Below are 26794 nucleotides of genomic sequence, written 5' to 3'. Positions count from 1 at the left end.
GCCAAGGACTACCTGGTCTTCCCGCTGCTCACCGGCCCGTCGTTCGTCACCACGCTCACCGCCAACATCGCCGCCAACGTGATGCGCAATGTGTGGACCAACGCGATCATCTTCTGCGGTCACTTCCCCGACGGCGCCGAGAAGTTCACCAAGGCCGACATCGAGAACGAGACCAAGGGCGAGTGGTACCTGCGCCAGATGCTGGGCAGCGCCAACATCAGCGGCGGACCGCTGCTGCACTTCATGAGCGGCAACCTCAGCCACCAGATCGAGCACCACCTGTTCCCCGACCTGCCGAGCAACCGCTACGCCGCCATCGCGGTGCGGGTGCGCGAGCTGGCCGAGAAGTACGACCTGCCCTACACCACCGGTTCGCTGCCGGTGCAGTACTTCAAGTCGTGGCGCACCATCCTCAAGCTGTCGCTGCCGAACAAGTACCTTCGCCACACCACCGACGATGCGCCGGAGACCAAGTCCGAACGCCTGTTCGCCGGCAACACCACCCCCTCGATCGACCCGGTGACCGGGCGTCGCCAGGGACTGCGCACCGCACTGTCCGCCGGCCGCAAGCTGGCCCGCCGGACCATGGCCTGACCGGCTGCGGTTGTATGGTCGGCGTGAGTGCCGATCAGCTGAGCGTCTACGACGCGATCCGTTTGCGTCGTGACGTGCGCGCCGAATACACCGGCGAGCTCGTCGACGACGACACCCTCCTGCGGATCCTCGACGCCGCGCATCGCGCGCCCAGCGTCGGGAACTCACAACCGTGGGACTTCGTGGTGGTTCGTCAGGCCGAGACCCTGCGCCGTTTCGCCGACCATGTGGCGGACAAGCGGGTCGAGTTCGGTGCGGCGCTGCCCGCCGAGCGCGCGATGACCTTCGCGCCGATCAAGATCGACGGAATCGTCGAGAGCGGCACGGGTGTGGTTGTCACGCACGATGATTCGCGTGGCGGCCCACAGGTGCTCGGGCGGGCGAGTGTGCCGGAGACCGGCGTGTACTCCACCGTGCTGGCGATCCAGAATCTGTGGCTCGCGGCGACCGCCGAGCAGGTGGGGGTGGGCTGGGTGTCGTTCTACGATCCGGAATTCCTGCGCGAACTCGTCGGCCTGCCCACCGGGATCAAGCCGGTGGCCTGGCTGTGCGTGGGCCCGGTCGACGCGTTCCAGCAGGTGCCGGACCTGGAACGTTTCGGTTGGCGGTCCGGCCGATCGTTGACCGAGGCCGTACATCACGAGACCTTCGGCTGCTGAACAAGATCCGGACACCCGCACGGCGGATGCCCGGATCGGTCAGGGGTTCTAGGCCAGCTTGATCAGGCCGTAGTCGAAGGCGTGTCTGCGGTAGACCACCGACGGGCGGTCGGTCTCTTTGTCATGGAAGAGGAAGAAGTCGTGGCCGACCAATTCCATCTGATAGAGGGCGTCGTCCACCGACATCGGTGTCGCGGTGTGCACCTTGGTGCGCACGATGTGGCCGGGGCCCGCCTCGTCGATTGCCTCGTCGTGGTCGTGGGCAGCGGAACCGTCCGGCGGGGTGAACAGCGACTCGTCGACCAGTGTGGCAGTGGCCTGCGCGACCGAGACCGGCGTCTTGTCGCCGTAGTGCACGACGCGCCGCTTGTCCTTGGCCCGGCGCAGTCTGCTCTCGATCTTCTGGGTGGCCGATTCCAGCGCGGCGTAGAAACTGTCGGCGCACGCCTCGGCGCGCACGATCGGTCCACGGCCGCGCGCGGTGATCTCCACACGCTGACAGGCCTTGCGTTGACGACGGTTGCGTTCGTGGAACAGTTCCACATCGAAGAGGAAGATCGACGGGTCGAAGCGCTCTAACCGAGACAGCTTCTCCGCGACGTAGATTCGATAGTGGTCAGGGATTTCGACGTTGCGACCGGAGACCACCACTTCGGCGTTCGGGGTCTCGAAGTCGATCGTCTCGGTGGCACCGTTCTGGAGTGCCGTGGTGGGTTCAGCATCTTGCACTGATGCCCGTGAAGAAGTCGTCACGCGTACCTCCCGGATATGGCCGCACAACTACCAACGTAGGGCGGCGGGATTGAGCTGTGCCGATCGGGAATCGCCCGGCACCTGTATCCGCGGCACCACCTCCCAAACTTGTGGTTCGGTGTGTGCTCGCGACGCTAGTCCGCCATCGGCAAGTCCGCCACTGTTCACGCGAACTTTCATCAGTCAAGCCGCGCAGGTCACCAAAACCGCGCGCGGAACTATGCCGATCCGGCTGAGAACACGTGTCGATTCACAGGCGGTGGCACCGGTGGTGAGCACGTCGTCTACCAGCACTACCTGGGCTTTCGCGCTGATAGCGACCCATTCGTCCGGATCGGCGACAGTCATGATCTTGCCGCGCACATTGTGGGAACGCTCATGCGTCGTCAAGCCCACCGAATCCCGGACACCGCGTCCCATCCGCAGCAGCGGCACGCTCCGGCAATCGATCAGCCACCGTGCCGCGACCTCGGCCGAGCGGGCCACCGGGTCACCACCGCGCCGGCGCGCCGCCGCGGTTCTGGTCGGCGCGGGCACGAGCAACAGCGGGCGATCGGGGGCACGCAAGCGGGCAAGCGCGTGGGCGAGCGCCAGCCCGAGTGGGGCGGCGAGGTCGCGCCTGTTCTGTTCCTTGGCTGCCAGCACCGCCCGCTTGCCCACACCGGCGTAAGGGCCGAGCGCCCAGCACGGAACACCGGGATCAGCGCGCGGCCGCACCCGGACGGGATCGCGGGCGAGTTCGGCCGCGCACTCGGCGCACCAACTCTCGCCGACCGCACCGCAGCCACCGCACCGATCGGGCAGGATCAGGTCCAGCAGGGTTCTCATAGCGCACGAGCATGACAGCGGGCACCGACATGATCAGCTCGGCAAGACCGGCACAACCCGTTCTCCGGTCAATCCGGGTACCTCACGCCAGAAACGGTCGTTGCGGGTCGGATCGGCGGTCTGTAGCTGCAGGACGGCCCGGGAATCGGCCACGTACTGCGTGGCCGGGGCCGCCGTCACCACCCGCACCGGCGGAGTGAGGTTCTGCGAGGTCACCGCACTGAACTGCGAACCGTCGATGGAGACGGTGAAGACCGGGTCGACATTGCCCTCGCGGGCCACCATGATCGTGTCGCCGGTGACCCAGCTCAACGACACCGCGCGCGAGCTCAGGCCGAGCGCGAGCGGCAGCGGTGAGGTGAGCGCGTACTTGCCGTCGGGGCGGCGTTGGACCACCGCCACATACACCTTGCCGTCGGCGATCAGCGCCGCGCGCACGCCGGTGCGCGAGACCACCACCTCGCTGATCGGCGGACGTGGAGCGCCCGCGCCTTCGAACAGGGCCGTGATGTCGACGTCCTCGGTGGAGACATTGCCGGTGGCCCGATCGGTGACCGCCCGGATGACCCGGTCACCGTCGATCACGGTCCAGGCGGCGCCGCCGTCGCTGGTCCAGGACGGACGGGCGATGCTGGCACCCTCGGCGACCGCGAACGCCTTGGCCCCGTAATTGCCGATGAGCAGGGTGCGGGCGGCTTCTGGCAGCGGTTTGCCGGAGTCGGCGACCGCGGCGACGAACTGTCCGTCGGCCGAGATGCCGACGGACTGCAGGTTGGTCGCCTCGCCGAAAGAACCACTCGGGGTGACGATCCCGTCCGGGGTGACCTGCACCAGGGCGCCGTTGCGCAGGGCGTGCAGGCCGATCCGGTTCTGGCCGGGCGCCGAGGCGCTGTACTGGTCGACATCGGCGACCGACCAGCCGTTGGCCGCGTACCGGTCGTCGAGCGGTTTACCGTCGGCGAGCAACACGTACGGTCCGAGGATGTCGGCGCCGGCCAGGGTGAGCACCACCTGCGCGGCGAGCAGTTCGCGATCGCGCTGGCCGAGTCCGCCGATCCCGGCGAAGTCGATGCGCACTCCCCCGATGCCGACACCGACGTCACCCGGTTCGTTGTTGGCCTTGGTGATCGGACCGCGCAACGAGACCGGCTGCGCCAACTGGTTGCGCACCACCGGGGCGATCGTGGACTGCGGGCCTTCGGCGAGCATGCCGATCAATCGCTCGGTGAGCTGGGCGCGCGGCACCGAGATCCAGCGCGGATCCGGGACCAGGAGCGAGTTGCCCGGGTCGATGTAGTGCAGGACGTAGCGGTGGTAGGACTTGACGAACGCGTCGTTGCCCATCACGACGCCCGGTGGCAGCTCGGTGATCCGCCACTCGCCGTCGATCTTGCTCATCTCGATCTTGTTCTCGAGGGTGCCCTCGGTGGCGCGGTAACCGCCGTCGCGGGCGAGCTCGCCGACCTTGCGGGCGCGCAGCACATAGCTGGCCTTGTCGCCCGACCGCGACTCGCGCAGGGTGTCGGGGCGATCGTCGACGATGGTGGTGCTCGCCTCGTCGTTCCAGCTGCCCGCTGTCTCGGGCGCCATGTACTGGCGGGCCGCGGCGTGCCGGTTGGTGGGGTCGGCGCTGGCGGTGAGGAAGTCGCTCAGCAGCAGGTCGGGGTCGCGGCCGGAGGTCGGCGGGGTCGGGCCCTCGGAGGTGGGCGCGCGGTTGATCGTGCCGAGTGCCTGCGGTGCGGAGGACTCCGGCAGGCTGGCGCACCCGGTGAGCACCATCAGCCCGGCCAGAACCGCCGCGACCAGTGCGGCGGCGTGCCGATCCCGACGATCACCACGCGCACTTGTCATGACTTCCTGTCTCTGGTCTCGGTGGGCGTCGACTCGTCGCGGTCGGCGTCGGCGGGGGCCGCGTCGCGGCCGTTGGTCGCCGGGTGCGCGCCTGCCGCAGGCGGTTCGATACCGGAATCGTCGGCCGAGGGGTCGTCTCGCGGTTCGTCTCCCGGCTCGACGACCGTCAGTTCGACAACAGTCGAGTCGGGTCCGGCCGAGTCGGCTCCGGTCGGCTCCACGTCGACCGTCTCCGATCCCGTCGCCTCGTCCGCGGTCGGTCCGGCCGGTTCCGCTTCGATGGTCGTCGGCTCGGGTTCGGCTTCCGGCAGCGCGGGGACCTTGCGCAGCATCGGCTCCAGGGCGAGCGGGCTCTGCCCGAGTTTGCGGCCGCGCACCATCGGGAGCAGCAGCCGGAAGCTCGCGCCGACGCCGGGATCGCCCCAGGCCTCGAGCCTGCCCTCGTGCAGATTCGCGTCCTCGACGCTGATCGACAAGCCGAGCCCGGTGCCACCCGAGCGACGCACCCGCGAGGGGTCGGAGCGCCAGAACCGGTTGAACACCAGCTTTTCCTCGCCCGGCCGCAGCCCGACGCCCTGATCGCGCACCACAGTCGCGACAGCGTTGGACTCGGCGTCGCCGCGCATGCGGATCAGCACCGGCTTGCCTTCGGAGTGGTCGATCGCGTTGGCCAGCAGGTTGCGCAGCACGCGCTCGACGCGGCGCGGGTCGACCTCGGCGACCACCGGCTCCTCCGGTAGGTCGATCACCACCTCGACCTGGGCGTCGCGAGCCAGATGGCGGACCGTGGAGATCGCGGCACGCGCGCACATCCGCACATCCAGCGATTCGACCTGCAGTTCGGCCACACCCGCGTCGTGGCGGGAGATCTCGAGCAGGTCGTTGAGCAGGCCCTCGAACCGGTCCAGCTCGTTGACGAGCAGTTCGGAGCTGCGCGCGAGGGCGGGATCGAGATCGTCGCTGGAGCCGTGGATGAGGTCAGCCGCCATGCGCACCGTGGTGAGTGGGGTGCGCAGTTCGTGGCTGACATCGGAGGTGAAGCGGCGCTGCAGATTGCCGAATTCCTCGAGCTGGGTGATCTGGTTCGACAGGCTCTCGGCCATCTCGTTGAACGCTTGCGCGAGCCGGGCCATGTCGTCCTCGCCGCGCACCAGCATGCGTTCTTTGAGTCGGCCGTCGGCGAATCGGCCCGCGATCCGCGCCGCCGACCGGATCGGCAGCACCACCTGCCTGGTCACCAGCGCGGTGATCGCGGCGAGCAACACCAGCAGCACCACGCCACCGATGAGCATCGTGCCGCGCATCAGCGACAGGCTCGATTCCTCGCTGGCCAGCGGGAAGATCAGGTAGATCTCCAGGGTGGCGACCTCGGCGCTCGGGCTGCCGATGACCAGCGCGCGCCCGCGGTAGCCGTCGGGGTCGGCGACGGTGGTGAACTGGTAGGAGACCTGATTGCGCTGGACGAATCGGCGCAGCTCCTGCGGCACCTCGGCGAGCGGTCCGGCCGCGATCTCGTGTGGCGGAGTGCCGCCGACCATCGCCAGCGCCGAGTCGAAACTGCCCGCGGCGCCGCTGGACTGCCCGGTGCCACCACGGCTGGACAGCGCGGCTCGCGCGTCGGCGAGTTGCTGATCCTGGCTGTTACCGGACGGAACGCCGGACATCTTGTTCTCGATCGTGCTGCGGGCACGATCCATCTCCTCGACAGCCGCGTTGATCTTGGCTTCGAGGAGCCGGTCGGTGATCTGACCGGTGAGCACGACCCCGAGGATCGTGATCACGATGAGCGACAGGGTCAACGTCGAGACGATGACCCGCAGCTGCAGCGATCGGCGCCACAGGTGGCCGAGTGCGGTCCCGACGGCCTGGAACCAGGCCATGATCGGGCTCGCCCATCGCCGCAGCTGCGCCACTGGACCAGTGGTCACAGCGGCGCCCCGCAGTGACCGATCACGGCGGTCCGGCCTTGTAACCGACGCCGCGCACGGTGAGCACGATCTCCGGGTTCTCCGGATCCTTCTCGACCTTGGCGCGCAGTCGCTGCACGTGCACGTTCACCAGACGGGTGTCGGCGGCGTGCCGGTAGCCCCACACCTGCTCGAGCAGCACCTCGCGGGTGAACACCTGACGCGGCTTGCGCGCGAGCGCGACCAGCAGGTCGAACTCCAGTGGGGTGAGCGAGATCTGCCCGGGGCCGCGGGTCACCTTGTGCGCGGGCACGTCGATGACGATGTCGGCGATCGAGAGCAGCTCGGCGGGCTCGTCCTCGGTGCGGCGCAGACGCGCCCGCACGCGGGCGACGAGCTCCTTGGGCTTGAAGGGTTTGACGATGTAGTCGTCGGCACCGGACTCCAGGCCGAGGACCACATCGACCGTATCGGTCTTGGCGGTGAGCATGACGATCGGAACGCCGGAATCGGCCCGCAGCACCCGGCATACGTCGATGCCGTTCATGCCGGGCAGCATCAGGTCGAGCAGTACCAGGTCGGGGCGGATCTCCCGCACCGCTGACAGGGCCTGTGTGCCGTCGCCCACCACATGCGGGTCGAACCCTTCCCCGCGCAAGACGATGGTCAGCATCTCAGCGAGTGCCATATCGTCGTCGACGACCAGAATCTTGGGCTTCATAGTCCTATGTTGTCATCTCCATGGCCAGGATCGGGCCGCCACGCCATTAATGGTGTGAACCCGTCGCGTATCCAACCTTATCCGGAAAAGATTTCCGAGCAGAGGGTGAGTAACGCAGGCCTATCGTCATCGGATCGGTATGTCCACCACCGGCCGAACCAGTCGCGGTCGGCGAGTTCACGATAGACCTCGCCGGTGCGCCGCTGCAGACCGCCGTCCCGTTCGTAGGCATCGAGGGCGCGGGTGTCGTCGAGTTCGCCTCGGAGCCGGGCGCGTTCGGCCGCCACCTCGGTGGGCACGTCGAGCAGAACGGTGAGATCCGGCGTCGGCAGTTCGAGTCTGCCGAACTCCAGATCGCCCACCCACGACACGATTTGGCCGTCGGCGTCCTGGTGCGCCCGCGCGGCCGAGTAGGCCGCGTTGGACGCCACCCATCGGTCCAGGATCACGATGTCGTTGCCGCCCAACAGGTCCGACAGCTCCGCGCGCGCCGCCGCCCGGTCGAGCGCGAACATGATCGCCATGCCGTTGATCGAGCCGGCCAGGTCGCCGTTGCCCCCGCGCAGCGCCTCCGCCGCCAGATCGGCGTGGATCGAATGCCCGTATTGCGGAAAGGCCAGACTGTCCGCCCGCAAGCCCTTCGCGGACAATTCGGCGATCAGCCCGTCGATCAAAGTCCGCTTACCGGCACCATCGAGCCCCTCGACCGCAATCAGTACGCCCATGCGCAGCAGATTACCCGCCGGATGACGACGGCGGCCCGCCGACCGAAGGTCGACGGGCCACCGTGGCGTACAGAACTCAGTAGCGGTAGTGCTCCGGCTTGTACGGGCCTTCCACGTCCACGTTGATGTACTCGGCCTGATCCTTGGTGAGCTTGGTCAGGGTGCCGCCGAGGGCCTCGACGTGGATCTTGGCGACCTTCTCGTCGAGGTGCTTGGGCAGGCGGTAGACCTCGTTGTCGTACTCTTCCGGCTTCGTCCACAGCTCGATCTGGGCGATGACCTGGTTGGAGAAGCTGTTGGACATGACGAACGAGGGGTGGCCGGTGGCGTTGCCCAGGTTCAGCAGGCGACCTTCGGACAGCAGGATGATCGCCTTGCCGGTCTCCTTGAAGGTCCACTCGTCGACCTGCGGCTTGATGTTGATCCGGGTCGCGCCCGAACGCTCCAGCGCCGCGATGTCGATCTCGTTGTCGAAGTGGCCGATGTTGCCCAGGATCGAGTGATCCTTCATCGCCTTCATGTGGTCGAGGGTGATGATGTCCTTGTTGCCGGTCGAGGTGATGACGATGTCGGCGTCGCCGATCGCCTGCTCGACGGTGACCACGTCGTAGCCGTCCATCAGCGCCTGCAGCGCGTTGATCGGGTCGATCTCGGTGACCTGCACGCGCGCGCCCTGGCCGGCCAGCGACTCGGCGCAGCCCTTGCCGACATCGCCGTAACCGCAGATCAGCACCTTCTTGCCGCCGATGAGCACATCGGTGCCGCGGTTGATGCCGTCGATCAGCGAGTGGCGGGTGCCGTACTTGTTGTCGAACTTGGACTTGGTGACCGAGTCGTTGACGTTGATCGCCGGGAACACCAGCTCACCCGCGGCGGCGAACTGGTACAGCCGCAGCACGCCGGTGGTGGTCTCCTCGGTGACGCCCTTGACCGAGTCGGCGATGACGCTCCACTTGGTCTTGTCGGCCTCGAGGCTCTCGCGCAGCAGGTCGAGGAACACCGTGTACTCGGCGGAGTGATCGGCGTCGGCGGGCGGAACCAGACCGGCCTTCTCGAACTGCGCGCCGCGCAGCACGAGCATGGTCGCGTCGCCACCGTCGTCGAGGATCATGTTGGCCGGGGCGTTCGGCCAGGTGAGCATCTGCTCGGCGGCCCACCAGTACTCCTCCAGCGTCTCGCCCTTCCAGGCGAAGACGGGGATGCCCTTGGGCTCGTCGACGGTGCCGTTCGGGCCGACCACGATGGCGGCGGCGGCGTGATCCTGGGTGGAGAAGATGTTGCAGGAGGCCCAGCGCACGTCGGCGCCGAGAGCAACGAGGGTTTCGATCAGGACGGCGGTCTGGACCGTCATGTGCAGCGATCCGGAGATTCGCGCGCCCTTCAGCGGCTGGACGTCGTGGTATTCACGGCGCAGCGCCATCAGGCCCGGCATCTCGTGCTCGGCGAGGCGGATCTCCTTGCGGCCGAATTCGGCCAGCGAGAGGTCTGCCACCTTGTAGTCGATGCCGTTGCGGACGTCGGGGGTGAGCTCGGTGCGCGCGGGGAGTTCTGAGGTCGTCACGTTGGCTAGGTTACCGTCTGGGGCCGCGCGAGTTCCCCTCCTCCGCCGAGGTGGAGTCTCAGGCCGCCGCGCGGTATCGGGCCAGCAACCGTCGCGGCTTCGCGGGCGAGACATTGGCCAGGCTCAGGTCGCCGCCGTAGTGCGCCGCGACCTTGGGGTCCATCACCGCACGCCACAGCGGCGGAACGGCCGCGAGCACGATCATGGTGGCGTACCCGGCGGGCAGCTGCGGAGCTTCTTCGCTGCTGCGCAGGGTCTGGTAGCGGCGGCCCGGGTTGGCGTGGTGGTCGCTGTGGCGCTGCAGATGGAACAGGAAGATGTTGGTGACCAGGCGATCGGAGTTCCAGCTGTCGCGCGGGGAGCACCGTTCGTAGCGGCCGTTGGGCTTGCGCGCGCGCAGCAGTCCGTAATGCTCGACGTAGTTGACGGTCTCGAGCAGCGCGATGCCGATCGCGGCCTGGACGGCCAGCCACGGGAGGATGGACGGGCCGAACACGAGCGTCAGCGAACCGAACAGCGCCGCCGTCATCGCCCAGGCCTGCAGGATGTTGTTATCGGCGCTCCACCAGCCGCGACCTTGCCGGAGCAGGCGGGCGCGCTCGAGGTGCACGGCCGACCGGAACCCGCCGATCACGCTGCGCGGCAGGAACTCCCACAGCGATTCACCCAGCCGGGCGCTGGCCGGATCCTCAGGGGTTGCCACGCGGGCGTGGTGTCCGCGATTGTGCTCGACGAAGAAGTGCCCGTACCCCGATTGGGCCAGCGCGATCTTCGACAGCAATTTTTCGGCACTCTCCACCCGGTGACCCAATTCGTGGGCGGCGTTGATGCCGATGCCGCTGACGAAGCCCACCGTGGCGGCCAATCCGAGCTTGTCGACCAGGGCCAGCTCGGGGCTCGTCCACATGAAGCAGGCCACACCGAGGCTGATCAACTGGATCGGCAAAAACAGGTAGGTGCACCACCGGTAGTACCGGTCGGCGGAGAGCGCCGCGTAGTCCTCGTCGCGGGGATTGTTGCCGTCTTCGCCGACGATCCAATCCAGCACGGGAATGGCGATCAGGACGATGACAGGTCCGATCCACCAGAACACTTCAGCCTTGGTATGGAACACCAGCTGGGAGGGCAACAGCGCGCTCGCCGGGGCGATCAGCCCTAAAGCCCAGAGATACCGTTTGGGATCACGAAGACCCCCCGGTTTGCCAACCGTTTGCACACCCGCTCCGCTACAAAAAGACCAATCGCCGACCGATGTGAATACTGACAGACCGTAGGCGCGTTACACAGCGGCAGATCCTCAAACGTGGTGATGGTTACACAGGGGTGAATCAGAGCTTGTGACTTCTCTCAGTGATCCACTTCACCGGATGGGACACGGATGCCCCGTACCTGCACAATTGCCTCGACGTACGGGCTGAGCAGTGCGCTCATCTCGGCCGGGGCGTCGCGTTCGGGCACGGGCGGATTCGGAATGTAGCTCAGCGCGATCCGCACCAGCGCGTGCGCGAGCACATCGGCCTCGGCATCGGTCGCGTTCACCCAGCTGTGCACGAAAACCTGAGTCAGACGGGTGGTGGCGTGCTCGAGCAGCGGGGCCGCGTCCAGTGTGATCAACCGCAACAGGTCCGGCTTCATCTCCCCGCTCAGCAGCGAACGGACCAGTGGGTCGCCCGCGGCGGAGAGGAAGAAGCCGGTCATGCCGACCCGGATCGAGGCGCGGGCATCGCCCACATTGGCATCGAGCGCCTCGCGCACATGGTCGACGAGGTCGTCGGCCAGGCGCAGCGCGTAGGCCTGCGAGAGCCCCGCGCGCGAACCGAACTCGTTGTAGAGCGTCTGCCTGCTCACCCCGGCCCTGGCCGCGACGTCACCGAGCGTGACCTTGGACCAGTCACGCTCGGTGAGCAGTTCGCGCATCCCGTCCAGGACCGAGTTGCGCAGCAGTTCGCGCGCGGCCTCCTGGTACGGGATGCGCGAACCGGTGCGCGGGGTACCCGCGACGCTCACGAACGTTCGATCTCGACCATGAAGAAGTCGGACTTGCGGGCACCGCAATCCGGGCAGGTCCAGTCGTCGGCGATGTCTTCCCAGAGGGTGCCGGGGGCGATGCCGTCGTCGGGCCAGCCCTGGGCCTCGTCGTACTCGAAACCGCACTGTGCGCACTGGTACAGCTTGTAGTCGGTCACTGCGAAACTCCTACCGCCTCGAAGTCGATCTTTTCCCGCACCCCACAGTCCGGACAGCACCAGTCGTCGGGAACGGCCGTCCACAGTGTGCCAGGCGGAAATCCTTCGCGTGGCGCGCCTTTGGCTTCATCGAAGACGAAATCACACACCGGACATTTGTAGGCGCTCACGACCCGACCTCGGTTCCGTACTTTTCCAGCACCTGCTCCCGGCGCTTGGGTTCGATGTTGGCGAGGGTGACGTCCCCGCCGTAGTGCGCGAGCACGCGCTTGTCCATCACCTTGCGCCAGATCGGCGGGAAGTAGCCGAGCAGGATCATGCTGGCGTAGCCACTGGGCAGGTTCGGCGCACCGTCCCAGCTGCGCAGCGTCTGGTAGCGCCGGGTCGGATACGCGTGATGGTCGCTGTGGCGCTGCAGGTGGTAGAGGAAGATGTTGGTGACGATGTGGTCGCTGTTCCAGCTGTGCGCGGGCGCGGGTCGTTCGTAGCGTCCGCTGGTTGTCTTCTGCCGGACCAGGCCGTAGTGCTCGAGGTAGTTCACCGACTCGAGCAGGCTGAACCCGATCACGGCCTGCAGGATCAGATACGGCAGCACCTCGATGCCGAATACGGCGATCAATCCGAGCCACAACACCACCGACATCGCCCAGGCGTTGAGCACGTCGTTGCGCAGCGTCCAGGGACTCTTGTCGAGCCGACCCAGACGTTGCTTCTCGAGATGCCAGGCCGAGCGCAGGCTGCCCCAGACCGTGCGCGGCCAGAATGCCCAGAAGGACTCACCGATGCGCGAACTCGCGGGGTCTTCCGGAGTGGCGACCCGCACGTGGTGACCACGGTTGTGCTCGATGTAGAAGTGCCCGTAGAACGATTGGGCCAGCGCGATGCGCGCGAGCCAGCGTTCCAGTTCGACCTTCTTGTGACCGAGTTCGTGCGCGGTGTTGATGCCGATGCCGCCGATCATGCCCACGCTGATCGCGATACCGATCTTGTCGACCACATTGGCGCCGCCGGGGAACCCCAGCCAGTGCAGGTTCGGCGCGGTGATGATGTAGCAGGCGAAGATGAGCGAGGCGTACTGGAACGGCAGGTACAGGTAGGTGAGGTAGCGGTAGTACTTGTCGTTCTCCAGGTACTCCATCACCTCGTCGGGCGGGTTGTTGCCGTCGGGACCGAAGAACAGGTCCGCCAGCGGGATCACGAGGTAGACCAGCACCGGCCCGAGCCAGAACGGGATCTCTGCGATGCGATGCCAGCCGAGCTGGTTGAGGCCCCAGATCAGGGGGATCGCGATCGTGAACAGGCCGGTCGGGGCGAACAGCCCCCACAGCCACAAATATCGCTTGGAATCTCGCCACTGCGGCGGTGCGACCCGCTGCTCGGACGCGTTGGCATCAGTCGACATCATCGTCTCCAGTCCCGAGGCACATCTCACACGTGTGATGTGCGTAACTCTCTGTTACAGACGATATGTCCGGATGCGTCCGCTGTCTAGACAAATTGGCCAATTTGTAAAGCAGTGACGACTCGATAACGCGAACGGCGACCGTGCCCGAACTGGACACGGTCGCCGTCGTTACAGGTCAGTGACCTTTTCAGGGGCCTTTACATTCGGCCTCTGACCGGAAGTAGCACGTCCGCGCCCGGTGGTAGCCCGTCGACCGGCCACCACCGCAGATCGGTCGATTCGGCACTGCGGACCGGCACCGCGCCAGGGGGCGCCACGATCTCGAAGAGCAGGTCCAGATGCCGCGTCGGCACGCCGAGCGAGCAGGTGATCGGGTGCGCCTGCGCGCCGTAGAGACCCGGCGTGAGAATCAGGTCGGGGATGCCGGATTCCTCCACCGCCTCCCGCAGCGCCGCGTCCTGCACGGTCTTGTCATCGGGTTCGCAATGACCACCCAGCTGGATCCAGCGACCGACGCGCGGGTGCAGGGTGAGCAGGATGTCGCGACGGTCGTGCGACAACACGATCGCCGACGCGGTGATGTGGCCGGGCGCGTGTTCGCGCAGACACCCGCGGGGAGCCGAGCCGAGGAAGGCCAGAATCGCTTCGCGCAGTGAGTGATCCGCGCGGGCCTCGGGTTCCCAGTGCGTGAGCAACTCGGTCGCCGACGCGTGCAGCGACTCCGCGCTCACAGTTCCACCAGGCCGGCGCCTGCCGAGCCGACGGTGCGCGCCACCGGCTCCTCCAGGGGATGACCGATCGCGATGGCGCCCAGCGGCATCCAGTCCTCGTCGAGCCCGAGGACCTCGCGAACGATCTCGGGCGCGAAGATGGTCGAGCCGATCCAGCAGCTGCCGAGGCCGTCGGCGGCCAGCGCCACCAGCAGCCCCTGCACCGCCGCGCCGACGGCCACCGTGAACATCGTCTGCTCGGCCGCCTGACGACGAGCGTCGGGATAGTCGTGGGCGCCATCGGGCACGCAGAACGGGATGATCACTTCCGGCGCGTCGAAAAGGATTCGGCCACGCGCGATCCGACGCCGCACGCGTTCGGGGTCGAGCCCGTCGGCGGTGAGGTCCTCGCTCCACTTCTCGGTCATGGCATCGAGCAGCTGGGTCCGCAGCGTCGCCTTGCGCAGCCAGACGAAGCGCACCGGGCGGGTGTGGTGCGGCGCGGGCGCGGTGAGGCCGACCGCCACGGCGGCGCGGATCCGTTCCGGGTCCACCGCCTCGGTGGTGAACGCGCGCACCGAACGACGCAGCGGCACAGCCTCTTTGCGGCCCTGCTCGAGCGCTTCGGCGGTGCCGAGCCAGAACAGGTCGTCGATGCCACCGCGCAGCAGTGCCGCCGCGGTCGACCCGTCGTCGTCGGTCCGCAGCCCGCGCACCACCGCCACCGGGACTCCGCCGAGCTTGCCCTTGACCAGATCGGCGGCGGCGGCGAGCTCGTCGGCGACGGCCACCTGCGTGACGTACAGCTCGTTGCCCTGCCCGTCCACCGAGCCGGCGTAATCATGGAGCACCCGCAGCCCGGCCGACCCGATGGCCGCGTCGATCTGCCCGTTGCGCCAGGCCCGGCCCATGGTGTCGGTGATGACCACGGCCACGTCGACGCCGAGCCGCTGGGCGAGCGCGGTGCGCAGTGACTTCGCGCTGCCGTCGGGATCGACAGGCAGCAGCACCAATTCGCCCTCGGCCACGTTGGAGCCGTCCACCCCGGAGGCCGCCTGCACGATGCCGAGCCGGTTCTCGGTGATGAGGGTGCGGCCCTTGCGCGCGAGCACCCGCACGGCTTCGTCCTCGACCAGCTTGCGACGAGCGGTGTCGCGCTCCTCGGGGTCGATCGGCGCGACGACGATGCGCCCCTCGACCTTCGACACGATCTTGCTGGTGACCACGATGATGTCGCCGTCGGCGAGCCAGGGCGCCTGTGCCGCAAGGTGTTCGGCGATGTCGTCGCCGGGCCGGAACTCCGGCAACCCGGTCACCGGGAGGATCCGCAACTCGTCGGCGGCGTGGTCGGGCAACGCGCCGCCGGTGTCGTTCGTCTGCGAACTCATACCTTCACTCCCGCCAATTCCAATGCGGCGCGCGCCATTTCAGCGGTGGCCTCGGGGTCGGTCATCAACAGCGGAACGCTGCGCACCTCCACGCCGGGAACATCGGCGGAGTCGGTGGAGTGCACCAGCCACCCGTCGAGGATGCCGGTGGCCGAGCGGGCGCCGTAGTGGCGGCCGATCGCCTCCGCGGTGGACTCCACACCGATCGCGGTCAGACACTCATCGGCCATGCCCCGCAACGGCTTTCCGTCGATCACCGGCGAGAGCCCGATCACCTTGGCTTCGCTGGTGCGTAGCGCGCCTCTGATTCCGGGCACGGCGAGGATCGCGCCGATGCTCACGACAGGGTTGGACGGGGCCAGCAACACGGCGTCAGCGGAGCCTATGATTTCGGTCACATTCGGCGCCGGAGAGGCTTGCTCGGCGCCGATCGAGGCAAATCCGTGAGTCGGGAGCGCCGCGCGGTACCGCACCCACCATTCCTGAAAGTGGATCGCGCGACGTTCGCCAGCATTGTCGGGATCGCTGACCACCACGTGGGTTTCGCAGCGATCGTCGGTAGCCGGAATCAGCTTCACCCCCGGCTGCCAGCGATTGCACAGCGCTTCGGTGACCGCGGACAGCGGATATCCGGCGCGCAGCATTTCGGTGCGAATGAGGTGGGTGGCGATATCGCGATCGCCCAGGCCGAACCAATCGGGCTGGGCGTTGTATTTCGCCAGCTCCTCTTTCGCGTGCCAGGTTTCGTCGGCGTGGCCCCAGCCACGCTCGGTGTCGATGCCACCGCCGAGGGTGTACATGCAGGTGTCGAGGTCGGGACAGATGCGAAGGCCATGCATCCAGACGTCGTCGCCGACGTTGACGATGGCCGAGATGTCGGCTTCGGGCAGCAGCTGCCGGACGCCTTGGAGGAACCGGGCACCGCCGACACCGCCGACGAGAACGGCGATCTTGGGCTCGCGCACCGCGTGTTGTGCAGTCACAGGGTCACAGCCTAGTGAGTGACGGTTGCCCGTCGCTTCCGCGCCGAATTACGGCGAAGTTGCTGGTCATTTGCCACGGCACATAACAAGATCAACACGAAAGGCGGGTGCGGAGTGTAACGGAAGGGTGACGGCGGGTTGACCACCGGCAAGTGCGGCGTGTCTAATCACAGACATGTCATTCCGGTCACCGCGAGAGGGCATAGCGCGGGGGCGTTTGCGAGAGGGTTCCACGTCGCCGGAAACGGCCACGGCGCGAGGACACAGCGCAGGGGACGTTTGCGAGAAGGTTCCCACTCGCCGGAAGGCAGGCTCGGGGAAGCCCGCGAGACTACGTCGCGGTGTTGGGCCGTCGGAGATCTCATTCGGACCGACGGAAAGAATCATTCTGCGCTAACACATAGTGAGGAGGCGGAACGATGACCGAAGATCTGGTCTCGCCGACCGATTCCACAGCAGGCGCAGCTCACGCTGTCTGCGCTGACATGAGCTGGCAGGAACCGGACGTGGTAAGCGAAGTCGCGGCTCCCCGGCTGAGTCTGGTCGTTACGGGCTTCGACGAAATGTTCGAGTCGATCGAAGAGCAGTGGCAGGAACGTGCCCTCTGCGCTCAGACCGACCCCGAGGCGTTCTTCCCCGAGAAGGGCGGCTCGACGCGTGAGGCCAAGCGAATCTGCTTGGGCTGTGAAGTACGTGACCAGTGCCTGGAATACGCACTGGCACATGATGAACGCTTCGGCATCTGGGGCGGTCTCTCGGAACGAGAGCGTCGCAGGCTGAAGCGCGGAATCGGTTAAGTGACTGTTCGAAAGTAGACTCTCTCCAGGCCTGGCCCGGAGCCATGCAGGCGCAGTACGTCGGTGTCTCCGGGCGAACGCCCTTGTTGATCTTCACGGTGCAGGCGAGAGAGGTGAAAGACCCATGGCACGTTCCCGGCGTCATTCTCCGGCACCCACCGCTCGTTCGGTGACCCGCCGCGGCCGCGGAGTCCGAGGCCCCATGCTTCCGCCGACAGTGCCCGCGTGGCGCACCAGGGGCCAGAAATTCGATCGGCTCGTGCTCGAGGCGTTCGCCCCACTGGACACCCGCTGGCACGATCGCCTCACCAAGCTCGATATCGCCGTCGACGATGTGCCGAAAATCCGTCCACTGCATCCTGATTCGGTCACCTGGCCGGACGAGGTGGTCGCCGACGGACCGGTGCCGCTGTCGCGGCTGATCCCCGCGGGCGTCGACCGGCACGGTGCGGCCACTCGCGCCAGAGTGGTGTTGTTCCGCAAGCCGCTGGAATTGCGGGCCGCCGATCCCGACGATCTGGTCGAGTTGCTGCGCGAGGTCCTCGTCCAGCAGATCGCGACCTACCTCGGTGTAGACCCCGATCTGATCGATCCCGAGCCCGAATAGGCGTACCTCCGCCTTCGCTCCGGCCGTGCGCTCGAGACCGACGAACGCTGCGCGGCTGTACCGATCATGCTTACGTCCGCCTTCGCCCATTAGGGCGTGTCCGTATCCACTTTCGGGCCGCGGAGGGCTAATCTCGACGTCGTGATCCCTATGCGTCGTTGCTGCCGACCCGGCTGCAAGAACCCGGCTGTAGCGACGCTGACTTATGTGTACTCCGACTCGACCGCTGTCGTCGGACCCTTGGCCACCGTCGCCGAACCGCATTCCTGGGATCTCTGCGAAACGCACGCCTGCCGCATCACCGCGCCCAAGGGCTGGGAACTCGTCCGCCACGAAGGCGGCTTCTCCTCGAGCACCCCGGACGACGACGACCTCACCGCGCTGGCCGAAGCCGTCCGCGAAGCGGGCCTGCGTCGCCGCCCCGCCGCCGAAGCCGACCAGCCGGGCTACCGCGACAACGCCGCCGCGGCCCCCCGCACCGCGCGCACGGGCCGCCGCGGCCACCTACGGGTTCTCCCGGATCCGTAGCTAGTCCGGCCAGGATCCCGAAGAGTCGGCGCAGCCCGCTAGGGTTAGCCCCATGACGACCCTCGCGCGCTCTGGCGAACTCGTGAATGCCGTGATCAAGGCTTATGACGTCCGCGGGGTGGTGGGCGAACAGATCGACGAGGCGTTCGTCGGCGATGTCGGTGCTTCCTTCGCGCGTCTGATGCGCGAAGAAGGCGCCACCCGCGTCGTGATCGGCCACGACATGCGCGAGTCCTCCCCCGCGCTGTCCGAGGCGTTCGCACAGGGCGTGCGGGCCCAGGGCCTCGATGTGGTGCACATCGGTCTGGCCTCCACCGACCAGCTCTACTTCGCCTCGGGCAAGCTCGGTTGTCCCGGCGCCATGTTCACCGCCAGTCACAACCCGGCCGAGTACAACGGCATCAAGCTGTGCCGCGCGAACGCGCTGCCCGTCGGGCAGGACACCGGGCTGGCGACCATCGCGGCCGAGGTGATCGAGGGTGTGCCCGCCTACGACGGCGCGCCCGGCACCGCCACCAGCACCGATCTGCTCGCCGACTACGCGGACTACCTGCGCGAACTGGTGAACCTCGACGAGATCCGCCCGCTCACCATCGCGGTCGACGCCGGCAACGGTATGGGCGGCCACACCGTGCCCGCCGTCCTCGGCACCCTGGGCCCGATCACGATCGTGCCGCTGTACTTCGAACTCGACGGCTCGTTCCCCAACCACGAGGCCAACCCTCTCGACCCGAAGAACCTCGTCGACCTGCAGGCGCTGGTGCGCTCCAGCGGCGCCGACATCGGCCTGGCCTTCGACGGCGACGCCGATCGTTGCTTCGTCGTCGACGAGCGCGGCGAGCCTGTGTCGCCGTCGGCGATCACGGCGATCGTGGCGCAGCGTGAGCTGGCCAAGGAGCCGGGCGCGACCGTGATCCACAACCTGATCACCTCGCGCGCGGTGCCCGAGCTGGTCGAGGAGCTGGGCGGCAAGCCGGTGCGCACGCGGGTGGGCCACTCGTTCATCAAGCAGGAGATGGCCTCGACCGGCGCGGTGTTCGGTGGCGAGCACTCCGCGCACTACTACTTCCGCGAATTCTGGGGCGCCGACTCGGGCATGCTGGCCGCGCTTCACGTGCTGGCCGCGCTCGGTGAGGGCGAGCGGACGGTCTCGGACCTGATGGCCGCCTACGACGTGTACGCCGCCTCGGGCGAGATCAACTCGACCGTCGCCGACGCCGCCGACCGCACCGCCGCCGTGCTCGCCGCGTTCGCCGACCGCACCGAGTCGGTGGACCGGATGGACGGCGTCACGGTCGACCTGGGCAACCACGCCTGGTTCAACCTGCGCGCATCGAATACCGAACCGCTGCTTCGACTCAATGTCGAGGCCGGATCGCGCGACGATGTAAACGCACTCGTGACCGAGATCCTGAGCATCGTCCGCGCCTGACTGGGAAGATGAAACCAGTACCCGTGGAATCACATGCCCGGTATTCGGCGACGGCAGATCACGAGCATTGCCGGTGCCCGGCTGGAATAGTGGAGTCACAGACGACACAGCGCGATGAGGGGAGGTGGATTCGGCGATGATCGCTGGAACACCGGTATTCGACCTCGACGATGCCGAGTCACTGGCGGCGGCCGACACCGGCGGCGCCCTGCGCTCGGCGGCCTCGGGCGGCGCCCAGGTGCGGGCCACCGCGGCGGCGGTCGCCGAAACCTCGCTCATCGAACGGCTCTCCGACCTGCGCCCGCGCAGCCTGGTGCTGGTCGCGGGATCGGGTCGCGCCGCGCGCGCGGCCGGACTGCTCGTCGCCACGCTCGGCGATCGGGCCGGACTGCCGATCGTGCCCGTCACCGCGCTGCCGCCGTGGGTCGGTCCGCTGGACGTGGTCCTGGTGGCCGGCGACGACGCGGGTGACCCGCGGCTGATCGATGCCGTCGACCGTGCGCTGCGCCGCAGTGCCGAGGTGGTGATCGCCGCGCCCAACGAGGGTCCGTTGCGCGCGGTCGCCGCCGGTCGCGCGATCGTGCTCGAACCGCGGGTGCCCGTTCTCGACCAGAATCGGCTGCTGCGTTTCCTCGCCGTCGGCATCGCAGTCCTGCGTGGGGTCGACGCCCAGCGCAGCGGCCCGGCCACGCCCGATCTCACCGCGCTGGCCGACATGCTCGACGCCGAAGCACTGCGCGACGGCCCGACCAACGAGGTCTTCCACAACCCGGCCAAGACCCTCGCCGCGCGGATGCACGGGGTGGGTGTCGTCCTCGCGGGCGACTCGCCCGCCGCGGTGGAACTGGCCGGTCACGGCGCCGAGGTGCTGCTGCAGTCCGCGGGCCGGTTGGCTTCGGCCGCCGATCTCGCCGACGCCGTCGCCGCGGTCGGGCGCCTGGCCGCTGCCACCGGCGGCACCGCGCCCGGCTTCGATCCGCTGTTCCATGACGAGGAACTCGACGGTCCCGCACCGGTCGACCGAGTCCGGGTGCTGGCCTTGAGCGTGCATCCCGATCAGGCCGCCGCCCGGCGCAAGCTCGCGGTCTTCGAAGGCGCGGGCGCGGGCCTGGTCGACGCCGATCTGGTCCATGCCGATGTCGACGTGCTGCAATCCCAGCTCGCCGACCCCGGCGCCGCACCCGCGATCGAACGCACCGCTGCCGATTCCGCCGCAGGGGGCGGACACGGCAGTGAACTCGAGCAACTGGCTGTGCTCGCGCTGCGGCTCGACATGGCCGCGGCCTATCTTCGACTCACCGGTGCGCGCGGTGCCGCCGCGCCCGAACCGGATCGATACGACGGGGGACGCTACTAGTGCAGGAACTCGTTGGTGCGCTGCGTTCTTACGCATGGGGGTCGCGCACCGCGCTCGCTCAGCTGTGCGGACGGCCGGTGCCATCGGCCCATCCCGAAGCCGAACTGTGGTTCGGCGCGCACCCGGCCGATCCCGCGCACGTGCAGACCGGCTCGGGCACACGTTCACTGCTCGAGGTCCTCATGGCCGACCCGGCGGGTGAATTGGGAGCAGCGGCCGACACTTTCGGCGCCCGGCTGCCGTTCCTGCTGAAGATCCTCGCCGCCGAGGAACCGCTCTCGCTCCAGGCGCACCCGAGTTCGGCGCAGGCGCGTACCGGTTTCGAACGCGAGAACCGCACCGGCGTGGCACTGGATTCGCCGCTGCGCAACTACCGCGACGACAGCCACAAGCCCGAACTCGTTGTCGCACTCGAACGTTTCGAGGCGCTGGCCGGGTTCCGCGATCCGCACCGCACCGTCGACCTGTTGCGCGCGCTGGATGTTCCCGGCCTCAACATCTACGCCGAACTGCTTGCCGCCCAGCCCGATTCGGCCGGTCTGCGCACCCTGTTCACCACCTGGATCACGCTGCCGCCCGCCGTGCTGTCGAAGCTGCTGCCCACGGTGCTCGAGGGCTGTGTGAACTACCTGTCGGCCAAGGGCGCGCGCGAGTTCACCGCCGAGGTGCGCACCGCGCTCGAACTGGCCGAGGTCTACCCCGGCGACGCGGGTGTCCTCGCCGCGCTGCTGCTCAACCGGCTGACCCTGGAACCCGGCCAGGCGCTGTTCCTCGCGGCCGGCAATCTGCACGCGTACCTGCGCGGGGTGGGCGTGGAGATCATGGCCAATTCCGACAACGTGTTGCGTGGTGGGCTCACCCCCAAGCACGTCGACGTGCCTGAACTGCTGCGGGTGCTGGACTTCGAGCCGATCGACCTGCCGGTGATCGAACCCGAACCCAGTAGCGACGGCGGTATCCGATACCGCACGCCCGCACCGGAATTCGCCCTGTGCCGTTTCGACCTCGGCGCCGACGACGAGCCGGTCGTGCTCGCCGACGCGGGCCCCGGCATCGTGCTGTGCACGGCGGGCACGCTCGAACTCTCCGAGAACGGGCACACGCTCATCGTCGAACGTGGCAGCGCGGCCTGGATCTCCGCTACCGACACCGACATCAAGGCGCGCGCGCTGCGCGGCCCCGCCCAGCTGTTCAGCGCCTGCGTCGGCGACAACTGAACCGCCTTCGCCGCGGCCGTGCCGCACGGGACTGATGACCGGTTCGCCGCTGTGTCCGATTAGGCTGTGGCGAGTCGTGTTCAGTGAACAGAAGGGCGGGCCGGCATGTCGGCTGGTGGTGGCAAGAAGGCGATCGTCGCGGCGTTGACGGCCAACGCGGGGATCGCGGTGGCGAAGTTCGTCGGCGCGTTCATCACGGGTTCGGCCTCGATGATGGCGGAGGGCGTGCACTCGGTCGCCGACACCGCGAATCAGGGCCTGCTGCTGTTCGGCCAGCGTGCCGCCGCCAAGGATGCCGACGAGCTGCACCAGTTCGGGTACGGCCGCAATCGCTACTTCTACTCGTTCGTCGTGGCGCTGGTGCTGTTCACCCTCGGCTCGGTGTACGCGATCTACGAAGGCATCCACAAGATCCAGCACCCCGAGGAGCTGAGTCAGCCGATCGTCGCGATCGTCATCCTGGTGATCGCGATCGGCCTCGAGACCTTCAGCTTCCTCACCGCGGTGCGCGAATCCAAGCCGCTCAAGGGCAACGCGAGCTGGTGGCGGTTCATCCGCAACTCGCGCAGCCCCGAGCTGCCGGTGGTGCTGCTCGAGGACACCGGCGCGCTGATCGGTCTGGTGCTCGCCCTCGGTGGCGTCGGGCTCACCATGGTCACCGACGACCCGATCTTCGACGGCATCGGCACCCTGTCGATCGGTGTCCTGCTCGGCATCATCGCGATCGTGCTGATCGTGGAGATGAAGAGCCTGCTCATCGGTGAGGGCGCCACCCCCGAACAGGGTCGGGCGATCCGCGAGAACCTGGTCGACGGCACCAGGATCACCTCGCTGATCCACCTCAAGACCGAGTACCTCGGCCCGGACGAGATGCTGGTCGCCGCGAAGGTCGCCCTCGCCCCGAACCTGGACATCGCCGATGTCGCCGAAGCGATCGACGCCGCCGAGACGCGCGTGCGCGCAGCAGTCCCCACCGCCCGCCTCATCTACCTGGAACCCGACCTGTACAGAGCCAAATAGCGGCTGGCGCCGCGGTTCTCGGCGCTTGACTCCGCCTCTTCCCTCCCTCCGGGCACTCCTTCGTCGCACCCTCCACTCAGTCCAGAGGCGGAGGCGCGCCGAGAACGCCGGGGCCGACGACACGGTGCCGAGGTCGGTGCGTGGCTCGGTGATGGCGGTAGCGTTCCGATATGGCCGAGCAAGGTGGAGACAGCAAGATCGCGATCCTCGCCGCACTCGGGGCGAACGCGGGGATCATGGTCGCGAAGTTCATCGGCGCGTTCATCACCGGCTCGTCGGCGATGCTGGCCGAGGCGGTGCACTCGGTGGCCGATACCGGGAACGAGGCGCTGCTGCTGGTCGGCCGCAATCGGGCCGACCAGCCCGCGGATACGCTGCACCCCTTCGGGTATTCGCGCAATCGGTATTTCTATTCGTTCGTCGTCGCGCTCGTCCTGTTCGTGATGGGGTCGCTGTTCGCGATCAACGAGGCGATCCACAAGATCCGGTTCCCGGAGGAGATCGTGTCGGCCTGGGTGGCGATCGGGATCCTCGGGGTATCGCTGGTGCTGGAGAGCGCCAGTTTCCGTACCGCGCGCAAGCAGTCGGCGCCGCTGAAGGGCAAGAATTCGTGGTGGTATTTCATCCGCCACACCCGCAATCCCGAACTGCCCGTGGTGCTGCTCGAGGACGCGGGCGCGATCATCGGCCTGCTGTTCGCCCTGACCGGGGTGAGTCTGTCGGTGCTCACCGGCAACGCGGTGTGGGACGGTGTCGGCACGCTGTTCATCGGCATCCTGCTCGGCGTGAACGCGGTGATCCTGATCGTGGAGACCAAGAGTCTGCTGATCGGTGAGGGCGCGACGGCCAAGGACGACACCGCGATTCGGTCGGCGCTGCTGGCCGATCCGCGGATCGAGCGCGTGATCCGGATGCAGACCCAGTACCTCGGGCCCCAGGATCTGCTGATCAACGCCAAGATCGCGCTGCACGCGGGCCTCGACATCACCCAGGTCGCCGAGGTGATCGACGCCGCCGACGACCGTATCCACGTCGCCGTGCCGAATACGTGCACGATCTACCTCGAGCCCGATGTGTTCGAGCCCGGCAAGGTCCACGACGCACCGATGAAGCCCTACCGGTAGGCGGGCGCCTCGCCGCGCAACAGGTCGAGCGGGTCGGTGACGATGCCGAATCGGTTGCGCAGCATGTGATGCGCCGCGTGCAGGCCCGGCATCCCATGGACACCGGGACCCGGTGGAGTCGATGACGAGCACAGGTAGGTGCCCGGAATCGGGGTGGAGTAAGGATTCCAGCGAGCGAGCGGCCGGAACAGGGTCTGACGCGTGGTCATCGCGCCGGCCGAGATGTCGCCGCCGATGTAGTTGGCGTTGTGCGCGGGCATGAAGGCCGCCGGTGTCACGTGTTTCGCCAGGATCAGGTCGCGGAAACCGGGCGCGAAACGTTCGACCTGGTCGATCACCTGATCGCTGATATCGCGATCGGTGCCGTTGGGGACGTGGGCGTAGGTATAGAGGGTGTGCTGCCCCTCCGGCGCCCGGGTGGAGTCGACCACGCCCGGCTGAATGGCCAGTACGAAGGGCTGATCGGCGAAAGTGCCCGTGGCGACCTGGTGTTCGGCGTGCATCGCCTGCGCCCTGGTGCCGACCAGGTGCAGGGTGCCCGCCAGGTCGGCGCCGGGGGCGGCCCACGGCACCGGTCCCGACAGGGCGAAGTCGACCTTGCACGCGGCATTGCCGTACCGGAAACGCCCGAGGCTGTTGCGGTATCGCGAGGGCAGACGGTCACCGGCGATGCGAAGGAGTTCGGCGGGCGAGGTATCGAACAGCACCGTGCGCGCGGTGGCGAGTTCGGCGAAATCGTCGACCCGGTGCCCGGTGCGCACCTCGCCACCGAGACGTTCGATCTCGGCGATCATCGCGTTCGGGATGGCTTGGCTGCCACCGCGCGGGATCACCCAGCCACCCGCGTGCGCGAGAGTGCCGAGCAGCAGGGCCGCGCCCACGGCGGGAAAGGCGCGCGGTGAGGTGATGGCGTGGGCGGCCACCCCGCTGAACATCGCGGGCGCGACGTCACCGCTGAAACGGCTGTCCGACAGCGGGGACGCCTGTTCGAGCAGGCGGGTCGCGAACTTGATGCCGGTGCCGACGCGCAGTGGCGGGTGCCGCAGATCCGACATGGCCAGGTCGACGACATCGGGCCAGTGCTCGACCAGCGGCGCGAACAGGTCGCGCCATGGGCGACCGTCACGGCCGAGGTCGGCGACGGTGGATTCGATGTTGCGCCACGCCAATCCGGCGATCCCGCCGTCGAGGGGGTGCGCGTAGGAGACAGTCGGGGTGAGCAGGTCGACGCCGTGCGCCTCGAGGTCGAAAGCCCGAAAGAACGGTGATGCCAATGCCATCGGATGCGCGCCCGCACAGATGTCGTGATGGAATCCGGGCAGGGTCAGCTCGGCCGTGCGCGAACCGCCGCCCGCCTGCTCCTGCGCTTCGAGGACTCGCACCGACAACCCGGCGCGAGCGGCGATCACGGCCGCGGCAAGACCGTTCGGCCCCGACCCCACTACTACGACTTCCGCCATCCGCCGTCCCTTCGCCCTCGCCCCGCTCTGCCGACCTGCGTCGTTGCCTCCAACCTACGCGGAGCGACGAGCGCGTCCAGGTGCGCTGGGTCACCCAGCCGGTTCGACGCGCCGTCGCCTCGCTCAGGCCGGATCGGCTGTCGCCTCGCTGGTCCCGTCGACCAGCAGGGTGAGGCGTCGTTCCCGCAGTTCGGGGCGTAGCCGTCCACCTCGGTCGAGGGTGGCCAGGCCGTGCAGTGAGGCCCAAGCCACTTCGGTGCGGGCACCGAGATCGTCGCCCTCCGCATACGGGGAGAACATCGCTTCCAGGCCCGCGAAGGCGTCGCGCAGGGGCTGCGGGGCGTCGAGGCCGAAGTTGAGGTCGGTCTTCTGCTGGAAGATGGCGTCGTAGCGGGCCGGGTTGGCGGTGGCGAAGTCGAGGTAGGCGCGCGCGACGTTGGCGATCACCTCGGAATGGGTGGTCGCCGCCTCGCGAGCCTGCTTCAGTTGCTCGGCGAGCTCGACGCAGCCCTGCAGCGCGACGGCGCCGACGATGGCCGCCTTGTTCGCGAAATGGCTGTAGAGCACGGGCTGGCTGTATTCGATGCGGTCGGCCAGTTTGCGGATGGTGACCGCGTCCCAGCCTTCCGCTTCGGCCATCTCGCGCGCGGTGTCGATGATCCGCTGATGCCGTTCGGCGCGTTCGCGTTCCTTGCGCTGCTGGGTGCTCATGCTCGATATTCTAGCAACGCTAGACAAGATAGCGAGGATCGGGTTATTGTTCTTTCAACACCTAGCGCCGCTAGATTTCAGAGCAAGCAATAAGATTCAGGAGCACCTCATGACCACCTCGCGCATCGCCACCGCTCTCTCCCTGCTCGGCGGCCTGTTCATCATCTACGTCGGCATCAACTACCTCATCGCCCCGGAGATCACGGCCGCGGGCTTCGGCCTTAAATAATTAAACGAGGGCGTCGCGGTTGGATTGTTGTAGTTTATTTG

Annotated in this window: 27 protein-coding genes; 10 read left to right on the top strand and 17 right to left on the bottom strand. The window is 67.7% G+C overall.

All coding sequences use genetic code 11. From position 1 onward, the window contains the following. Both ACFWF3_RS00320 and bluB read left to right on the top strand, forming a co-directional pair. The coding region (locus tag ACFWF3_RS00320) for a fatty acid desaturase family protein (protein ID WP_379311859.1) at positions 1–594 on the top strand (594 nt) is incomplete at its 5' end. A 14-nt stretch (positions 595–608) separates the two neighbouring features. Beyond that, the gene (gene bluB / locus ACFWF3_RS00315) at positions 609–1253 is read left to right on the top strand and encodes a 5,6-dimethylbenzimidazole synthase (protein ID WP_379311858.1); all 645 of its coding nucleotides are present in this window, start codon (positions 609–611) and stop codon (positions 1251–1253) included. Between the two features lie 48 nt (positions 1254–1301). On the opposite strand, the gene hpf is transcribed toward bluB, so the two are convergent. From hpf to cofD, 15 genes are all read right to left on the bottom strand, one after another. Further along, a complete protein-coding gene (gene hpf, locus ACFWF3_RS00310; RefSeq protein ID WP_379311862.1) occupies positions 1302–1931 on the bottom strand; it encodes a ribosome hibernation-promoting factor, HPF/YfiA family in 630 nt (209 codons plus the stop codon). 258 nt (positions 1932–2189) lie between these two features. Beyond that, entirely contained in the window at positions 2190–2834 is a 645-nt protein-coding gene (locus tag ACFWF3_RS00305; protein WP_379311857.1) for a ComF family protein, read from the bottom strand. A 33-nt stretch (positions 2835–2867) separates the two neighbouring features. After that, positions 2868–4685 (bottom strand): MtrAB system accessory lipoprotein LpqB, encoded by a 1818-nt coding sequence (gene lpqB, locus ACFWF3_RS00300; protein ID WP_379311856.1) that lies wholly within the window; start codon positions 4683–4685, stop codon positions 2868–2870. Further along, positions 4682–6565 (bottom strand): MtrAB system histidine kinase MtrB, encoded by a 1884-nt coding sequence (gene mtrB, locus ACFWF3_RS00295; RefSeq protein WP_379311861.1) that lies wholly within the window; start codon positions 6563–6565, stop codon positions 4682–4684. Before mtrB ends, lpqB begins: the two co-directional genes overlap by 4 nt. 70 nt (positions 6566–6635) lie before the next feature. Beyond that, positions 6636–7313, bottom strand: a complete 678-nt coding sequence (gene mtrA / locus ACFWF3_RS00290) for an MtrAB system response regulator MtrA (protein WP_056813049.1) — start codon at positions 7311–7313, stop codon at positions 6636–6638. Between the two features lie 77 nt (positions 7314–7390). Continuing rightward, a complete protein-coding gene (locus ACFWF3_RS00285; RefSeq protein WP_378993525.1) occupies positions 7391–8038 on the bottom strand; it encodes a dTMP kinase in 648 nt (215 codons plus the stop codon). A 76-nt stretch (positions 8039–8114) separates the two neighbouring features. Next, on the bottom strand, positions 8115–9599 hold the full coding sequence (gene ahcY / locus ACFWF3_RS00280; protein WP_379311855.1) for an adenosylhomocysteinase: 1485 nt from the start codon (positions 9597–9599) through the stop codon (positions 8115–8117). Between the two features lie 58 nt (positions 9600–9657). Further along, on the bottom strand, positions 9658–10752 hold the full coding sequence (locus ACFWF3_RS00275) for an alkane 1-monooxygenase (protein ID WP_379311860.1): 1095 nt from the start codon (positions 10750–10752) through the stop codon (positions 9658–9660). 194 nt (positions 10753–10946) lie between these two features. After that, the gene (locus ACFWF3_RS00270) at positions 10947–11606 is read right to left on the bottom strand and encodes a TetR family transcriptional regulator (RefSeq protein WP_378993523.1); all 660 of its coding nucleotides are present in this window, start codon (positions 11604–11606) and stop codon (positions 10947–10949) included. Then, positions 11603–11785 carry a rubredoxin gene (locus ACFWF3_RS00265; RefSeq protein WP_378632574.1) on the bottom strand — a complete coding sequence of 61 codons (183 nt, stop codon included), beginning with the start codon at positions 11783–11785 and terminating at the stop codon, positions 11603–11605. The genes ACFWF3_RS00270 and ACFWF3_RS00265 overlap by 4 nt, the downstream gene beginning before the upstream one ends. Beyond that, positions 11782–11955, bottom strand: coding sequence for a rubredoxin (locus ACFWF3_RS00260; RefSeq protein ID WP_082844102.1), 174 nt, complete (start codon positions 11953–11955; stop codon positions 11782–11784). The genes ACFWF3_RS00265 and ACFWF3_RS00260 overlap by 4 nt, the downstream gene beginning before the upstream one ends. Continuing rightward, a complete protein-coding gene (locus tag ACFWF3_RS00255; RefSeq protein WP_379311854.1) occupies positions 11952–13190 on the bottom strand; it encodes an alkane 1-monooxygenase in 1239 nt (412 codons plus the stop codon). The genes ACFWF3_RS00260 and ACFWF3_RS00255 overlap by 4 nt, the downstream gene beginning before the upstream one ends. Before the next feature lie 197 nt (positions 13191–13387). Next, positions 13388–13921, bottom strand: a complete 534-nt coding sequence (locus ACFWF3_RS00250; protein WP_378993521.1) for an NUDIX hydrolase — start codon at positions 13919–13921, stop codon at positions 13388–13390. Then, a complete protein-coding gene (locus tag ACFWF3_RS00245; RefSeq protein WP_379311853.1) occupies positions 13918–15288 on the bottom strand; it encodes a coenzyme F420-0:L-glutamate ligase in 1371 nt (456 codons plus the stop codon). The genes ACFWF3_RS00250 and ACFWF3_RS00245 overlap by 4 nt, the downstream gene beginning before the upstream one ends. Then, the gene (gene cofD, locus ACFWF3_RS00240; protein WP_378993519.1) at positions 15285–16271 is read right to left on the bottom strand and encodes a 2-phospho-L-lactate transferase; all 987 of its coding nucleotides are present in this window, start codon (positions 16269–16271) and stop codon (positions 15285–15287) included. The genes ACFWF3_RS00245 and cofD overlap by 4 nt, the downstream gene beginning before the upstream one ends. A gap of 563 nt (positions 16272–16834) precedes the next feature. Between cofD and ACFWF3_RS00235 the strand changes: the two genes are divergently transcribed. From ACFWF3_RS00235 to ACFWF3_RS00200, 8 genes are all read left to right on the top strand, one after another. After that, positions 16835–17068 carry a WhiB family transcriptional regulator gene (locus ACFWF3_RS00235; RefSeq protein WP_133733920.1) on the top strand — a complete coding sequence of 78 codons (234 nt, stop codon included), beginning with the start codon at positions 16835–16837 and terminating at the stop codon, positions 17066–17068. A gap of 124 nt (positions 17069–17192) precedes the next feature. Next, positions 17193–17675, top strand: a complete 483-nt coding sequence (locus ACFWF3_RS00230; RefSeq protein ID WP_194826429.1) for a metallopeptidase family protein — start codon at positions 17193–17195, stop codon at positions 17673–17675. A 150-nt stretch (positions 17676–17825) separates the two neighbouring features. Continuing rightward, positions 17826–18203 (top strand): DUF3499 domain-containing protein, encoded by a 378-nt coding sequence (locus ACFWF3_RS00225; protein ID WP_378652435.1) that lies wholly within the window; start codon positions 17826–17828, stop codon positions 18201–18203. Between the two features lie 52 nt (positions 18204–18255). Further along, the gene (locus ACFWF3_RS00220) at positions 18256–19635 is read left to right on the top strand and encodes a phosphomannomutase/phosphoglucomutase (RefSeq protein WP_378993518.1); all 1380 of its coding nucleotides are present in this window, start codon (positions 18256–18258) and stop codon (positions 19633–19635) included. A gap of 136 nt (positions 19636–19771) precedes the next feature. Then, a complete protein-coding gene (locus ACFWF3_RS00215) occupies positions 19772–20992 on the top strand; it encodes a tobH protein (protein WP_378993517.1) in 1221 nt (406 codons plus the stop codon). Continuing rightward, a complete protein-coding gene (gene manA, locus ACFWF3_RS00210) occupies positions 20992–22209 on the top strand; it encodes a mannose-6-phosphate isomerase, class I (RefSeq protein WP_379311852.1) in 1218 nt (405 codons plus the stop codon). The genes ACFWF3_RS00215 and manA overlap by 1 nt, the downstream gene beginning before the upstream one ends. A gap of 105 nt (positions 22210–22314) precedes the next feature. Then, a complete protein-coding gene (locus ACFWF3_RS00205; protein ID WP_379311851.1) occupies positions 22315–23229 on the top strand; it encodes a cation diffusion facilitator family transporter in 915 nt (304 codons plus the stop codon). 170 nt (positions 23230–23399) lie between these two features. Then, positions 23400–24353, top strand: coding sequence for a cation diffusion facilitator family transporter (locus ACFWF3_RS00200; RefSeq protein WP_379311850.1), 954 nt, complete (start codon positions 23400–23402; stop codon positions 24351–24353). On the opposite strand, the gene ACFWF3_RS00195 is transcribed toward ACFWF3_RS00200, so the two are convergent. Both ACFWF3_RS00195 and ACFWF3_RS00190 read right to left on the bottom strand, forming a co-directional pair. Further along, a complete protein-coding gene (locus ACFWF3_RS00195; RefSeq protein ID WP_379311849.1) occupies positions 24344–25813 on the bottom strand; it encodes a phytoene desaturase family protein in 1470 nt (489 codons plus the stop codon). The genes ACFWF3_RS00200 and ACFWF3_RS00195 overlap by 10 nt on opposite strands. 123 nt (positions 25814–25936) lie before the next feature. After that, on the bottom strand, positions 25937–26524 hold the full coding sequence (locus tag ACFWF3_RS00190) for a TetR/AcrR family transcriptional regulator (RefSeq protein WP_378632549.1): 588 nt from the start codon (positions 26522–26524) through the stop codon (positions 25937–25939). Positions 26525–26794: the final 270 nt, after the last annotated feature.

Source organism: Nocardia sp. NPDC060220 (assembly GCF_042727815.1).
Lineage (GTDB): Bacteria > Actinomycetota > Actinomycetes > Mycobacteriales > Mycobacteriaceae > Nocardia.
Note: the sequence above shows the minus strand (reverse complement) of the source record. Positions and strands in the feature narration are given on the sequence as shown.